Here is a 13838-nt window from a genome sequence, read left to right as displayed (position 1 = left end):
CTCGCGGGCGCGCTGCTGCTGTCCGTCGCGGCCTGCGCCGCCGGCGAGCCCGTGCAAGAGCGGCCCCCGGCGGGCGTGACCTCGGTGTCGCAGCTCGTGTTGCCGTTCGACGCCTACAAGCCGACTCCCGAGCAGCAGGCCGTCCTGGGCAATGCCCACAACCACCTGGTCGTGCGGTGCATGAGCCGCCGCGGCCTCACCGTCACCCCACCCGCGGAGGACGCCGCCGAGCTGGCGGCGATCGACCCGGGCAACTCCCGCCGCTACGGCGTCGTGGACGTCTCGGCCGCCCAGCGGTACGGCTACCACCTGGCCAGGCCCCCGTCCCCGGACACCACCGGCTCCTGGGTCAACAAGCTGCCCAAGCACACCCGCCACCGCCTGTACGGCACCGCCGCCGACCGCGGCTGCCTCGACCGCGCCTCCGCCGAACTGGAGGGCGGCACCCGCCAGGCGGACTGGCCCTGGCTGGGCCTGCAGGACTCGCTCACCCTGGAACAGGCCGCCAAGCACGGCGGCGTGGCCGCGGCGACCAGGCGCTGGCAGTCGTGCATGACCCAGGCGGGCCACCCCTACCCGGACCCGGAGTCGGCCATCGCCGACTCCCGCTGGAACCTGGAGAAGCCGGACGTGAGCGAGGAGGAGAAGGCCACGGCCGTCGCCGACACGACCTGCAAGTGGTCGTCGGGCCTGGTCGCCGCCTGGTTCACGGCCGACGCCGAGCTTCAGCGCGCGGTCATCCGGGACAACCGGGAACGCTTCGACGCGCTCGCGGCCAGCCTGCGGCAGCGGCTGGAGCGCGCCTCACGCCTGCTGTCCGAGCACGAAGGCCGCCAGGTCGGCTGACTGGCGCAGCCTGCTGGGCTCGTGCGCGTACATCATGTGGCCGGCCTCGTAGTACTTGAACTCGACGTTGGCGGCCAGCTCGGCGGGCACGGGCAGGTGGGCGAAGGCGTGCTCGGCCGCGTAGTACGGCGTGGCGCCGTCGTGGTAGCCGCAGGCCACGTGCACGCGCAGGTGCGGGTTGGTGCGCATGGCGGCGCCGAGCCGGTCGGTCACGCTGACGTGCACGCCCTCGAACTCCTTGAACGACCACGGGTACACCCGCTCGGTGAGCACCTCGTAGGGCAGGTCGTTGGCGTAGCCCAGCTCGGTCCGCACGTAGTGGTTGAGCGCGGCGCTGTAGGGGCCGGTGATGGCGTTCATGCTCGGGTCGGAGACGAAGTGCTCGCGCCCGCCGTCGGGGTCCCAGCCGGTGAAGCGGCCGTCGAGCCTGCCGACGGTCAGCCGGCGGTCGCGCAGCAGCTCGGTGAAGAAGCGGATGTGCTCGATGCGCAGGTTGACGCGGTCGACGTAGTCCTCGGACAGGCCGGACAGCGCGGCGACCCTGGAGACCGCGGCGGCGCGCTCTTCGGCCGTGAGGCGGTTGCCGCGGGCCAGGGCCCACGGGTAGTCCCGGGAGGCGTACTCCTCGGCCTCGCGCAGCACGTCGGCCAGCGGGCGGTCGCCGTGCAGCCCGTGATAGTGCGCGATGGCGGCATAGGTCGGGAGATAGAGGGCGTAGGCCAGGTCGTTGCCCTCGTTGAACTCCCCGGTCGCGTAGTCGAGCACCGAGGAGATCAGCATCACGCCGTTGAGGTACATGCCGTACCGCGACTGCAGGTGGTCGGCCAGCCCGGCCGCCCTGACCGTGCCGTACGACTCGCCGGCCAGGAACTTCGGCGACATCCACCGCGCGTTCCTGGTCGTCCACAGCCGGATCACCTCGCCGACCAGCTCCAGGTCGCCGCGGAACCCGTGGTACGGCTCGGCCTTCTCGCCCTCGGCCGCCCGCGAGTAGCCGGTGGACATCGGGTCGATGACGACCAGGTCGCTCACCTTGAGCAGGGTCTCGTCGTTGTCGGCCAGCGCGTACGGCGGCGGCAGGAGCGCGCCCGCGTCCCCCATCACGACCCGGCGCGGGCCGAGGATGCCGAGGTGCAGCCACACGCTCGACGACCCCGGCCCGCCGTTGAAGGCGAACGTGACCGGCCTGGTCAGCGGGTCGGCGTCGTCGAGGGTGTAGGAGGTGAGGAACACCTCGGCCTTCGGGCGGTGGCCGTCGAACGTGCCGTCCGTGAACACCTCCTCGCGCACCACCATGGTTCCGGTGGTGGCGGTGTACCCCTGGCCGGTCGGCAGGGTGTGCCGGGTGGTGACGAGGTTGTCGGCGGGCTTCTTTGTCTGTACTTCGTCGGACATAGCGGCCAATTATGGGGCAACGTCCACCGAGATCGCGGGGTCGGCGAAGCGCTCGTTCGGGACGGTGGCGTACCAGCCGGGACGACCCGGGTCGCGGTCGTAGGGATAGCCGCCGGTCTCCCGGTAGAACTCGGCGTAGCGGGCCACGCGATCGGGGTCGAGACGCACCCCGAGCCCCGGCCCGGAGGGCACGGCGATGGCGCCGTCCGCGTACGGCAGCCGGCCGCCCTCGATCACGTCGTCGCGCAGCTGGTGGTAGTGGGCGTCGGCGGCGTAGGTGAGGTTCGGCAGCACCGCGCCGAGGTGCAGCATGGTCGCGAGCTGGATGCCCAGCTCGCCCGAGGAGTGCACGGCCACCCCGACCTGGAACGTGTCGCACACCGCCGCCGCCTTCACGCACGGCCGGACCCCGCCCCAGAACGTCGTGTCCAGCAGCACCACGTCGGCGGACCTGCGCAGCACGTTGGAGGCGAGCTGCTCGAAGTTGACGACCACCGTGTTGGTGGCGAGGGGCACCCTGACCTGCTCCCGGACGGCCCTGAGCCCTTCCATGCCCCAGACGGGGTCCTCCAGGTAGTCGTTGTTCAGCCCCTCGATGGCCCGGCCGAACCGCAGCCCCTCGGCCACCGACAGGACGGCGTTGGGGTCGTACCTGAGCCGGTCGTCCGGGAACGCCTCGGCCAGGGCCCGGTAGCACTCCAGCTCGTAGTCCGGCGGGAAGACGCCGCCCTTGAGCTTGTGCACGGTGAACCCGTGCGCCTGCTTGAGCCGGGCGGCGTGCTCGACGAGCTGGGCGGGGGTGCGGATCTCCGGGTGGCCGTCGGCGGCGTACCGGAAGAACAGGTAGGAGGCGAACGGGACCGTGTCCCGCAGCCGCCCGCCCAGCAGGTCGTGGACGGGCACGCCGAGGTGCTGCCCGACGAGGTCGAGGCAGGCGAACTCGACGGCGGCCAGGAGCTGGGTGCGGTTGTTGTAGAGCGAGGCGGTCGGATTGGCGATCTTGAAGCGCAGCGCCTCCAGCTCGAACGGGTTGTGCCCCTTCAGGTACGGGACGAGCGCCCGGAAGGCCGACTCCGCGCTCTCGCCACCGCCGCCCATCTCCCCCAGGCCGACCAGCCCGTTGTCGGCCTCGACCTCGACGATCGTGCGGACGAACCGGCCCCAGTGAGCGCCGTTGCTGTGCCGCAGCGGCGCCTCCAGCGGGACGGCGACCGTCGTGGCCCGGATGTCAACGATCTTCACGCGCGCTTCCCTCCGACGACGGCGACCCCGCAGGCGGGCAGCCGGACCTCGACCGGATCCCGTCCTGGGACCGTGACCGTCGCCGTCACCGGCTCGGCGGCCAGCGACTGCAGCCGGACCACCTGCTCGCCGTCCACCCGGCCGATCGAGGTGATCAGCACGTCGGGGTGGTCCACCGAGGCGTAGGTCTCGGTGGCCCCGGGACCGCCGGTGATCAGCGCGCCGACGAACGGCTCGGTCAGCCCCGAGGCCGCCGCCGCGCCCAGCCTGCTGCCCTTGACGCCGGCCGCCGACGTGACGGCGTACCGGAAGGTGGTCTCGCCCTGCTGCTGGGCCGGGAAGTTGGTGTCCCAGATGTTGTTGAGCGCCCAGGAGTAGACCGTGCCGTCCTCCTGGTCGAGCGTGGGCGGGAACGGCGCGTACGGCATGTGGATGGTGCCGAGCTGCACCAGCGGCGCTTCCAGGGTGGCCCAGGCGACGGTCAGCTCGGGGTCCTCGAAGGCGATCCAGTGCCTGATCGGCAACATGTACTCGGCCGAGCCCGGCACGCGCGGCACGCCGGGGCCGCCGACCCCGCCGGTCAGCTCCCAGGCCGTGGCCGGGCCGGTCGCGAACGGGAACGCCAGGAACACCGCCTCCTTGGCCGGGGTGCCCTGCTTGGCGAGCTGGTAGGTCAGGTCGAGCCTGGGGACGCCCCGGTGCAGCTCGATCGTGGTCCGCAGCCAGTCGACGCCCTTGCCCTGGAGCTCGACGACCAGCTTCTCGCCGACCGCCGTGCGCAGAGCCCGGACGACCGTCGCGTTGCGGGCGATCGCCCGGTCGCCGAGGAGCGTCCTGTCGTGCGCCCCGACGTGGCCTGACAGGTGGTTGAAGTGCGGGGCGGTGGCGTAGCGGTCGTAGACGTACTGGCCGAAGCCGGCGGCGGCGTCGCCGTTGACCAGCTCGCGGCCGGCGGACTTGTCGAAGATCGAGCTGATGTAGCCCTCGCGGACGTCGTAGGCGACCCGGTAGAACTCGTTCTCGATCACGCCGTCCAGGTCCGGCTCGACCGGCTCGGGGGCCTGGCCCGGCCCGCGGACGACGTCCAGCCGCGCGTAGCCGAAGCCGGGGACGTCCGGCACGACCGCGTGCACGTGCCGTCCGATCGGACGGGTCGGCCAGTCGTCGGGATCGACGTACTCCTCGTGGTGCGGCACGGTCTCGCCGGTCCGGGCGTCGACCAGCGCGATCGGCACGTCCACGGCCACCACGTCGCGCGGCAGGAACGCGCGCACCACGTCGGTCCGCGCCCTGGTGCCGGGGTTGAACACGGCGAAGGCGGCCAGAGCGCCTTCCGGGTCCGCGCCTTCCCCGTCCGGGGACGAGAGGGCGGCGGCGAAGCGGCGGGTGGCGGCGTGCAGCAGGTCGGAGGCGTCGTCCTGGGCCTGGTAGGCGCCCGACGACTTGCGGGTCCACTGCAGGCCGCCGGAGTCGCCCGCCTCCTCGGCGTCCTCCCACGGGTTGGCCGCGCCCCAGGTGTGCTCGTTGAACAGGGCGACCTTGTCGTAGGCCTCGTCGATCTGGTCCGTGGCGTCCGCGCCGGCGATCGTGTGCAGGGTCTCGGCGACACGCAGGGCCGACTGGGCGCGGCGCACGTAGCCGAGCGGGCGGGCGCCCGAGCCGAGCCCGTCGGCCCACCAGTCGGTCCAGTCGCCCTCGTGCACGGCCAGGCGATCGTGGTAGCGCTCCTCGACGTGCTCGAAGAAGTCGCTGTTGACCGCCGAGCGCAGGCGCGGCCAGGCCCACGTCTCGTTCCACCGGCGGGCGATGGAGGCGGGCACGATCGACGGCCCGGCGTTGTCGGCGTGCGCGCCCTGGACCCGCAGGTGCAGCACGTCCAGCTCGTACGGCTCGCGCGGCGCGTCCGGCCCCTGCCACCCGAACGTCCCCGGCCCGTACGGGTAGCCCCGCGTGGCCAGCGCCGACAGGTAGCGCGGCAGCAGGTCGTCGGCCAGCTCGTAGGAGTCGGTCAGCCCGACCGTGTTGCCCTCCATGTACGCCATCCCGTGCGGCGTGTCGGTGAACCACACGAGCAGCTCGTTCCCGCTCGGCGCCCGCCACCGGAACGGCCTGGTCAGCTTGTCGCCGCCGTGCAGGTACGGCACCGACCGCCCGGCCCAGTTGTGCGCGGCGGCCAGGTAACGCACGCCTGAGGCGTTGAGCGCGTCCACCAGGCCGACGACCGCGCCCGGCACGTCGGTGTGCATGGCGGACCTGGTGGCGAAGCCGTACCGGTCCTGGAGCTGGGCGGTGAAGCGGAGCTGGCGGTAGAGCTCCTCGGTCGAGCACGCCTCGGTGTGCAGCTGGAACGGCAGCGCGGTCACCTCGATCACGCCCGCCCTGGCCAGCGCGGCGAACGACTCGACCTGCCCGGCCGGCCGGGCGTCGAGCCACTTGAGCGCGGGCATCGACGACTCGACCGTCCAGCGGAACTTGGCGTCGTCCGGCCAGGAGGCGGTCTCCTCGGCCAGCCGCACGGCCGCGTCGAGGTAGTCGAGGTGGTGGCGGAGCACCGTGCCCTGGGGGTCGGTGTAGCCGATGTCCAGGTGCGAGTGGTGCACGACGAACACGCTCCACTTGCGTTGCGGGGTGACCGTGACCTGCGCGCTGCCGACCACGCCGGCGTCGTCGCGGCACTCCAGGGTGAGCGTGCGCGGCGCGTCCACCTCGGGCACCAGCAGCGTCACGTCCGTGCCGGAGGCGCTGTCGACGCCCACCAGCACGTGGGTCAGGGGTTGCGTGCTCGACACCCTGACCGCCTGGCGGCCGTCGTGCGTGAACAGCGGCAGCACCGCGACCCGCACCTCCAGCCCGCGCGCGCTGATCACCGGGGTCGAGGTGTCGTTGCGCAGCGCCTGCCTGATCCCGTCGTAGTCGGGGCTACCCAGGCTCCGCTGCAGCAACCGGCTCGTCATCTAAACACTCCCTAGGGACAGGCCCCGTGCGAAGAGGCGCTGGGTTGCCAGGAACAGCACGACCGTCGGCAGCGAGACCACTAGGCCCGCCGCCAGGCCGACGGGGACCGGGGTGCCGGCGTAGACGTCGGTCATCAGCCCGGCCAGGGCGGTCATGACCGGCCGGACGTTGTCGGTCTGCGTCAGCGTCAGGCCGAAGATGAGGTCGTTCCAGATGAAGGTGAACTCCAGGATGAACACCGCCGTCAGCGCGCTGAGCGAGATCGGCAGGTAGATGCGCCAGAAGATGCGCCACGTGGACGCGCCGTCCATGCGGGCCGCCTCGAAGATCGAGAACGCGACCCCCGTGTAGAAGTTGCGCAGCACGAACGCGGCCAGCGGCACGTTGATCGCGGTGTAGACCAGGATCATGCCGAGCCTGCTGTCGTACAGGCCGGCGTCGCTGTAGCCGACGAACAGCGGCACCAGCAGCATCTGCGACGGGAACACGGTGCCGCCGAAGATCAGCAGGAACCACCAGAACCCGTGGCGCAGCCGCAGCACCACGATCGTGTACCCGGCCAGCGCCCCGATCAGCACGCCGAGCAGCGGCGAGACGACCGCGTAGAGCGCGGTGCTGGCCAGGCTGCCGGTCAGGTCGGCGCTGTCCAGGGCGCGGCCGAAGTTGTCCAGCAGCGCGAAGTCGCCGGACGGCGCCCACGCGCTGCCCGGGTCGTACGAGGCCGCCGGCCTGGAGGCGTTGACGACGAGCAGGTAGGTCGGGCCGAGCCAGATCAGCCCGAGCACGATGAGCACGATGCGCCGGATCACCGCACCTGCCTCCTCAGGTAGAGGTAGGAGGCCAGCCCGGTGACCACGGTGAGCAGCACCGCGACCGCCGAGCCGTAGCCGTAGTCACTGGCCACGAACGTGTCGCGGTACATGGTCACCGCCAGCGTCTCGGAGTTGCGTCCCGGGCCGCCCTGCGTCAGCACCCACACGATGTCGAACGTCTTCAGGCTCGCCACCAGGGCCAGCCCGACCACGACCGCGGTCAGCGGGCGCATCAGCGGCCAGATCACGTGCCGGAACAGCCGCCAGCCGGAGGCGCCGTCGAGGCGGGCGGCCTCGATCGGCTCCTTGGGGATGGACTGCAGGCCCACGACGAACAGCAACGTGTTCACGCCGAGCTGCTGCCAGGTCCACACCAGCAGCATGGCCAGCGTGTTGTCCGGCGCGACCTGCAGGAACGCGGTGTCCACGCCGAGCAGCCGGTTGGCGATGCCGTCGTGGGACAACACCGGGCTCCACACCATGGCCAGGCCCGCGCCGCTCAGCGCGTACGGCAGCATGAACGGCACCCGGTACCAGGCGCCGCCCTTGATGTCGTAGGACAGCACCGCGACCAGCAGGCCGAGCCCGACCGGCAGCACCATCGTGCCGGCCACCCAGATGAGCGTGTTGCGGGTCGAGGTGAGCAGCGCGGGGTCGTCCAGCAGCTTGACGAAGTTGTGCACGCCGGCCCACGCCGGGGGCTCCAGGCCGTCGTAGCGGGTGAGGCTCAGGTAGGCCGTCCACAGGAACGGCGCGTAGAGCAGCCCCGCGACCAGCACGGCCGCGGGCGCCACGTAACCGTGCCTGAACCGGCCCAGCATCGGGGTCCGGGCGCTCATCACTGATGCGTGGCCCAGTACTCGTCGGCGGCCTTCTGGATGGTGTCCAGCACTTCCTTGTACGTGCCGGGCTCGGTGACGAACTTGCCGAAGCCGTCCAGCGCGGCGGTCAGCACCGGCGGCGGCGTGGCCTCGAAGTAGCGGTTGACCAGGCGGTACTTGCCGCCGCCCGCGTCCTTGGTGACCGCGCCGAGCGCTTCGTCGGCGATCTCGACCTTGGGGTTGGCGCTCACGTCGCCCCTGGTGGTGGCCCACTTCTTCTGGGCGTCGGCGGTGGTCCACCACTTGAGGTACTTCATGCTGGAGTCGGGGTCGGCCCCCTTGGCGAGCGAGCACAGCGGCCCGCTCTCGAAGATCATCGAGGTCTTCGGCAGCGCGGGGTTGACGTTGGGGATGACGAAGAATCCGTAGTCGGTGCCGGACTTCAGGTCGCGCTGGGTCATGCTGGTGCTGAACCAGGTGCCGAAGGAGACCATCGCCGCCTTGCCGGTCTTCATGACGTCCCCGGGGTCGGTCTTGTCACCCGGGTTCATGAAATATCCGGCGTCGATGAGCGACTTCCACTTCTCCATCACCTGCACCACACCCGGGTCGGTGTACTTGGCCTGGCCCGTGGACAGCCGGTCGTACAGGTCGGGGTCGGAGCCGGCGAGGAGCTGCTCGAACCAGACGAAGGAGAACAGCACGCTGGTGTGGTAGAAGGCCTTGATCCCGTTCTTCTTCAGGGTCTCGGCGGCCTGGACCAGCTCGTCCCACGTCTGCGGGGGCTTCAGGCCGTACTTGTCGAAGATCTTCTTGTTGTAGAACATGCCCCAGTAGGCGACGTTCATCGGCACGCAGTACTGCTTGCCGCCGATGGTGTAGTACGGGGCAAGGTCCTGCGACAGGTCGCCCGCCTTGATCGCCTCCTGCCAGACGGCCGTGGTGTCGGCCACCTGCTTCTGCTTGACGATCTCCGTCAGCATCCCCCCGGTCTGCCAGGTGAACAGGTCGGGCTTCACGTCCGTGCGGAACGACGCCTTGATGAAGGCCTGGTACTGCGCGGAGTCGGTGTATCCCGTCGGCTTCATGCCCAGGCCGATCTGCTGCTTGGACAGCGCGCCCATCTCGTCGAAGTATTTCGTCCAGGCGCCCTTGTCGTTGTAGAGCGTCAGTTCGGTCTTCTTCTTCGGCGCCTCGGCGCTGTTGCCGCCGCAGGCGGTCAGGACCAGCGCCGCCACGCCGAGCGTGGCCACACGTGACCGGAACATGGCCGGCCTCCTTGCTCTTTCGGGGGGACTTGCTCTATCTGGGTGGCAACCTCTGTTCGACGACAGTCCGGACGTCGACCAGATGGGCCCGCATGCGCGCCTGCGCCTCGGCGGCGTCACGCGCTTCGATGGCCTCCAGGATGGCCAGGTGCTCCTCGTAGTCGCGGCGCCGGTCGTCGAAGATCTGCAGGATCTCCCGCTGCTCCGGCCCGTGGACGGTGAGCAGCGAGTCGACGACCTCGTGCAGCACGCTGTTGCCCGCCATCCGCGCGGTCGCCCGGTGGAAGGACATGTTGGCCTCGTGCAGCTCGGCGTCCTCGCCGCGCAGGTGCCGGCCGGCCTGGTCGAGCACCCGCTTGAGCGCGGCCAGCGCCGCGCCCTCGGCGTGCTCGGCGGCCATGGCGGCCAGCGGCGGCTCGATCACGATCCGCGCGCCGAGCAGTTCGAGGAGCTGGGCGGCGTGCATCTCGCGCATGTTGGGGTTGGGCAGCACGAGCCGCTCGATGTCGGCGCCGACGTAGATGCCCGAGCCGTGCCGCAGCTCGATGGCTCCGGTGGCCTCCAGCCTGCGCAGCGCTTCGCGCAGCGTCGGGGTGGTGACGGCGAAACGCTGGGAGAGCTCCCTGGTGGAGGGCAGCCTGTCGCCCGGCCGGTGCCCTCCACTACGGATGAGCTCCAGCATGCGCTCGGTCAGAGCGTCGGATAGCGTCGGCCGCGCAACCTCGGACATATCAAGTGATCTAATCACTTAATCCGACGCACGTCTACGCCGACCGGGGATCTTCCCCGATCAGCGCTTGAGCAGGTCCTTCATCAGGTCGATCTGCGCCTTGCGGGACGCCTGCACCTGCCCCGCCCACTCCTTGACCTCCGGGTCCGCACCGGAGGCGACCTCGGTGTCCGCCATCTTGATCGCGTCGCCCTGGTGCGCGATCAGCAGGGTCATCAGGTCGCGCTCGAAGGACTTCGACCTCTTCAGCGCCCTGATCTGCCTGCGGTCGGTCTCCGGCATGCCGCCGTGGTGGTCGTGGGCGCCGGAGGCGGCGGTGAGCGGCTGCTCCCAGGCGTACAGCCAGCGCAGCATCATCTCGACCTCGTCCTGCTGCGTGCTGGCCACGGCGGCCACCAGGATCCGGAGCTGGTCATCGGTGACCCGTTGACTGCCGAGCTTGGCGATCTCTATGCCCTGACGGTGGTGCTGCACCATCATCTGCACGAACATCACGTCCTGGGCGTTGACCGGAGGGGCCTGGGCCCCGGCCGCCCCGCAGGCGGTGGCCAGCAGTAGGCACAGGGCCGCCAGGACGAGCTTCAGGGCGCCGGATCGGGAGGTAGCGGCCACTCTGCGCGCCTTCCATTAAAAAGGAAACCTTCCTAAGAGTTAGACGATTTCCCGTTGGCGCGCAAGGGCCCCTGTCAAGGCGGCGGGCCGGCCCCGGACCGCTCGCCGTCCGGCCCGGCCCCTACGCGGCCGCCCGGCCGAAGACCTCCTTGACCAGCCGCTGCACGACCTCCTGGAACGCCGCCGCCTGGGACATCGCGGCGTCGTCCACGTAGGTCACCGAGGCGGTCAGGGTCCTGCGGCCGTCGGGCGTGCTGTACATCAGCGCCGCCGAGCCCGAGATGCCGCCGTTGTGCGTGATGACGGTGCCGGTGTCGGGGTCCGCGTCCTGCACGAACACCCCCAGGCCGTAGCCGACCTTGGGATGCGCGTCGCGCATCTCGTCCAGCAGCGAGGACGGCAGGAGCCGGCCGCCCATCAGCCCGGAGATGAACGTGTGCAGGTCGCGGGTGGTCGAGATCATGTCGCCGCCGGTGGAGATCCACGAGGGGTTCTGACGGGTGACGTCGACCGTCTTGTCCTGGCCGTCCTCCTCGTAGCGGTAGTAGGCGTGGGCGTGCGGGCCGGCGATCTCCGTGTCGGTGTCCGGCACGACGGTGTCCGGCAGCCCGAGCGGGTCCAGGACGCGCAGCCGCATCTCCTCGGCCAGCGGACGGCCGGTGACCTTCTCGATCAGCAGCCTGGCCAGGACGTAGTTGGTGTTGGAGTAGCTCCAGTCCGTCCCCGGCTCGAAGCGGGCGGGCTTGGACAGCGCGAGCCGGACCAGCTCTTGCGGCCGGTAGGTCTTGAAGCGGTTCTCCACCCACTCCTTGCCCGACCGGACGATCCCCGGCACGACGGTGCCGTCCTCGTAGTACTCGCCGGTGAAGTTGAACACGCCGCTGGTGTGCTGGAGCAACATCCGTACGGTGATCCGCCGGTCCAGCCCGAACTCGGGCAGGTGGTCGTCCACGACATCGTCCAGGCCGAGCACGCCGTCGGCCACCAGGCTCAGGACCAGGGCCGCGGTGAAGGTCTTGGTGACGCTGCCGACCCGGAACCGCCCGTCCGCCGGCGGCTCGGCGAGGCCGCCCAGCTCGCGCACCCCGGCGGTGCCGACCCACTCGCCCCGCTCGTCGTTCACCCGCATCTGCACGCCGACGAAGCCGGCGTCCACGATCTCCTGGAGGATCTTCTGCAGCTCCGGGCGCTCGGCCACGTTGTCTACGGAAACGCTGTCGTTCGTCATGCTTCGTACGCCTTTCAGAGCCTTCGGGCCGATCCCCGAACCGGTGATGGTTCAACCATCCCCGGCCGCGCTGACACGGGACCGTCGCCGTCCTGACGCGCCCGCTGACGCGGCGCCCCCCGTACGGCTACCGATGGCTGCGGTGCACGGTCTCCGGCCCCACCACCCGCAGCAGCTCCAGCGCCTCGAACGTCTTCGACCCGGGCGGCGGCGTGAAGATCAGCAGCCGCTGGTCCTCGGCCGGGGCCAGCAGCACCTCGTAGTCGAACTCCATCGCGCCGATGGCCGGATGCCGGACCCGCATGCGGCTGCCGCGGCGGACCGCGACCTCGTGCCGCTCCCACAACGAGACGAACTCCGGGCTGGCCCGGCGCAGGCGCTCGACCAGGGCGCGGGCCTGCTCGTCGTTGCCCCGGCGGACCACCGCCGCGCGCAGGTCGGCCACGTGCGCGCGGGAGCGTTCGGCGTGCTCCTCCTCCGGGTACGCCTCGCGCCGGAACGGATCGGTGAACCAGCGCCACACGATGTTGCGCTCGGGCTCCTCGACCGTGCAGCTGCACCCGAACAGGGACTCGGCCATGGCGTTCTGCGCCAGCACGTCGCCCAGGTCGCTCAACACCTGCGCGGGCGTCCCGACGAGGCGGTCGAGCAGGTAGAGCAGGCTCGGCTTGACGTGCTCGCCCGCCCGCGGCCCGGCCGGCGGCCGGTGCCCGGCCAGCAGGTAGAGGTGGTCGCGTTCGTCGCTCGTCAGCCGCAGCGCCCGCGCCAGCGCGCCCAGCAGCTGGGTGGACGGCTGCGGGCTGCGCGCCTGCTCCAACCGCATCAGATAGTCGGCCGACATGCCCGCGAGCTGCGCCACCTCCTCCCGCCTCAGCCCCGGCGTACGGCGACGCGGCCCCGACGGCAGCCCCACCTCACCGGGCAGCAGCCGCTCCCGCGAGCGGCGAAGGAAGTCAGCAAGCTCCGCACGATCCATGAGCCCATCCTGCAATACCGCGAAATATCGCAGCCCAGGACTGTCTGTCCTAGGGAATCCGGTCCGCTCCTCATCCGCGACGCCGGCTGGCACGGTGGCGCCATGACCCGACACCTGACCGTCTCCGGGACCCGCGTCGCCTACCGCACCGTCGGCGACGGCCCCGGCCTGGTGCTCCTGCACGGCACCGGCCCCGGCTCGTCGACCTGGAACGGCCTCGCCGAGCGCTTCGCCGACCGCAACACCGTGATCCTGCCCGACCTCGGCGGCAGCGACCTCGTCGAGGACGACGGCGCCCCCCTGACCGTCGAGGGCCTGACCGAGCAGCTCGCGGCCGTCATCGAGGACTCCGGCAAGGCCCCCGTGGACCTGCTCGGCTTCTCCCTGGGCGCGGTGGTCGCCCTGTCCCTCGCCGCCACCCGCCCCGAACTCGTCCGCCGCCTGATCCCGGTCTCCGGCTGGGCCCACACCGAGGACGCCTACCTGCGCACCGCCCTGCAGACCTGGCTCGGCCTGGCCGGCAACCCGGACGCCTTCGCCCGCTTCTCCATGCTGACCGCCTTCAGCCGCCGCTACCTCAACTCCCTCGACCCCGAGGACCTGGAGAGCCGGGCGACGTACTTCCGGCCGCACCCCAACCGCCTGCGCCAGATCGACCTCGGCCGCCGCGTCGACCTGCGCCACCTGCTGCCCGGCATCACGGCCCCCACGCTGGTCGTCGGCGCCGCCCGCGACGGCCTGATCCCGGTGGAGAACTCCCGCGAGCTCCACGCCGCCATCCCCGGCAGCTCCTACCTCGAACTCGACACCGGCCACGTCTCCAGCGTCGAAAGCCCCGACGACTTCGTCACCCTCGTCCGCGACTTCACCACCTGACCTCTGCCCCCGTCACCAGTCCGGCGTCCGGCGTCCGGCGTGCGGCGTGCGGCGTCCGGCGTGCGGCGTCCGGCACA

Annotated in this window: 12 protein-coding genes; 2 read left to right on the top strand and 10 right to left on the bottom strand. The window is 71.1% G+C overall.

The window, feature by feature from the left end:
• Positions 1 to 51 precede the first annotated feature (51 nt).
• Positions 52 to 846 carry a hypothetical protein gene (locus ABT158_RS28650; protein ID WP_352358522.1) on the top strand — a complete coding sequence of 265 codons (795 nt, stop codon included), beginning with the start codon at positions 52 to 54 and terminating at the stop codon, positions 844 to 846.
• Here the strand turns inward: ABT158_RS28650 and ABT158_RS28645 are convergent.
• From ABT158_RS28645 to ABT158_RS28600, 10 genes are all read right to left on the bottom strand, one after another.
• Positions 805 to 2241: a S10 family peptidase gene (locus ABT158_RS28645; protein WP_352358520.1), complete on the bottom strand. Its 1437-nt coding sequence runs from the start codon at positions 2239 to 2241 to the stop codon at positions 805 to 807. The genes ABT158_RS28650 and ABT158_RS28645 overlap by 42 nt on opposite strands.
• 9 nt (positions 2242 to 2250) lie before the next feature.
• Positions 2251 to 3483, bottom strand: a complete 1233-nt coding sequence (locus ABT158_RS28640; RefSeq protein WP_352358518.1) for an enolase C-terminal domain-like protein — start codon at positions 3481 to 3483, stop codon at positions 2251 to 2253.
• Positions 3480 to 6437, bottom strand: coding sequence for a glycoside hydrolase family 38 N-terminal domain-containing protein (locus ABT158_RS28635; protein WP_352358516.1), 2958 nt, complete (start codon positions 6435 to 6437; stop codon positions 3480 to 3482). The genes ABT158_RS28640 and ABT158_RS28635 overlap by 4 nt, the downstream gene beginning before the upstream one ends.
• Positions 6438 to 7247: a carbohydrate ABC transporter permease gene (locus ABT158_RS28630; protein WP_352358514.1), complete on the bottom strand. Its 810-nt coding sequence runs from the start codon at positions 7245 to 7247 to the stop codon at positions 6438 to 6440.
• Positions 7244 to 8089: a carbohydrate ABC transporter permease gene (locus ABT158_RS28625; protein WP_352358512.1), complete on the bottom strand. Its 846-nt coding sequence runs from the start codon at positions 8087 to 8089 to the stop codon at positions 7244 to 7246. The genes ABT158_RS28630 and ABT158_RS28625 overlap by 4 nt, the downstream gene beginning before the upstream one ends.
• The gene (locus tag ABT158_RS28620) at positions 8089 to 9339 is read right to left on the bottom strand and encodes an ABC transporter substrate-binding protein (RefSeq protein ID WP_352358510.1); all 1251 of its coding nucleotides are present in this window, start codon (positions 9337 to 9339) and stop codon (positions 8089 to 8091) included. The genes ABT158_RS28625 and ABT158_RS28620 overlap by 1 nt, the downstream gene beginning before the upstream one ends.
• Before the next feature lie 34 nt (positions 9340 to 9373).
• On the bottom strand, positions 9374 to 10069 hold the full coding sequence (locus ABT158_RS28615; protein WP_352358508.1) for a FadR/GntR family transcriptional regulator: 696 nt from the start codon (positions 10067 to 10069) through the stop codon (positions 9374 to 9376).
• Between the two features lie 60 nt (positions 10070 to 10129).
• Positions 10130 to 10681, bottom strand: a complete 552-nt coding sequence (locus ABT158_RS28610; protein WP_352358506.1) for a DUF305 domain-containing protein — start codon at positions 10679 to 10681, stop codon at positions 10130 to 10132.
• A gap of 121 nt (positions 10682 to 10802) precedes the next feature.
• Positions 10803 to 11909, bottom strand: coding sequence for a serine hydrolase domain-containing protein (locus ABT158_RS28605; protein ID WP_352358504.1), 1107 nt, complete (start codon positions 11907 to 11909; stop codon positions 10803 to 10805).
• A 127-nt stretch (positions 11910 to 12036) separates the two neighbouring features.
• A complete protein-coding gene (locus ABT158_RS28600; protein ID WP_352358502.1) occupies positions 12037 to 12885 on the bottom strand; it encodes a helix-turn-helix transcriptional regulator in 849 nt (282 codons plus the stop codon).
• Positions 12886 to 12987: 102 nt separating this feature from the next.
• On the opposite strand from ABT158_RS28600, the gene ABT158_RS28595 reads away from it, so the two are divergent.
• On the top strand, positions 12988 to 13761 hold the full coding sequence (locus ABT158_RS28595; RefSeq protein ID WP_352358500.1) for an alpha/beta fold hydrolase: 774 nt from the start codon (positions 12988 to 12990) through the stop codon (positions 13759 to 13761).
• Positions 13762 to 13838 lie beyond the last annotated feature (77 nt).

Source organism: Nonomuraea sp. NPDC001636 (genome assembly GCF_040298265.1).
GTDB lineage: Bacteria > Actinomycetota > Actinomycetes > Streptosporangiales > Streptosporangiaceae > Nonomuraea.
Note: the sequence above shows the minus strand (reverse complement) of the source record. Positions and strands in the feature narration are given on the sequence as shown.

Coding starts and splice junctions, on each gene's coding strand:
- ABT158_RS28645 (WP_352358520.1), bottom strand. CDS start 2,241: ATGTCCGACGAAGTACAGACAAAGAAGCCCGCCGACAACCTCGTCACC.
- ABT158_RS28635 (WP_352358516.1), bottom strand. CDS start 6,437: ATGACGAGCCGGTTGCTGCAGCGGAGCCTGGGTAGCCCCGACTACGAC.
- ABT158_RS28625 (WP_352358512.1), bottom strand. CDS start 8,089: ATGAGCGCCCGGACCCCGATGCTGGGCCGGTTCAGGCACGGTTACGTG.
- ABT158_RS28620 (WP_352358510.1), bottom strand. CDS start 9,339: ATGTTCCGGTCACGTGTGGCCACGCTCGGCGTGGCGGCGCTGGTCCTG.
- ABT158_RS28615 (WP_352358508.1), bottom strand. CDS start 10,069: ATGTCCGAGGTTGCGCGGCCGACGCTATCCGACGCTCTGACCGAGCGC.
- ABT158_RS28605 (WP_352358504.1), bottom strand. CDS start 11,909: ATGACGAACGACAGCGTTTCCGTAGACAACGTGGCCGAGCGCCCGGAG.
- ABT158_RS28600 (WP_352358502.1), bottom strand. CDS start 12,885: ATGGATCGTGCGGAGCTTGCTGACTTCCTTCGCCGCTCGCGGGAGCGG.
- ABT158_RS28595 (WP_352358500.1), top strand. CDS start 12,988: ATGACCCGACACCTGACCGTCTCCGGGACCCGCGTCGCCTACCGCACC.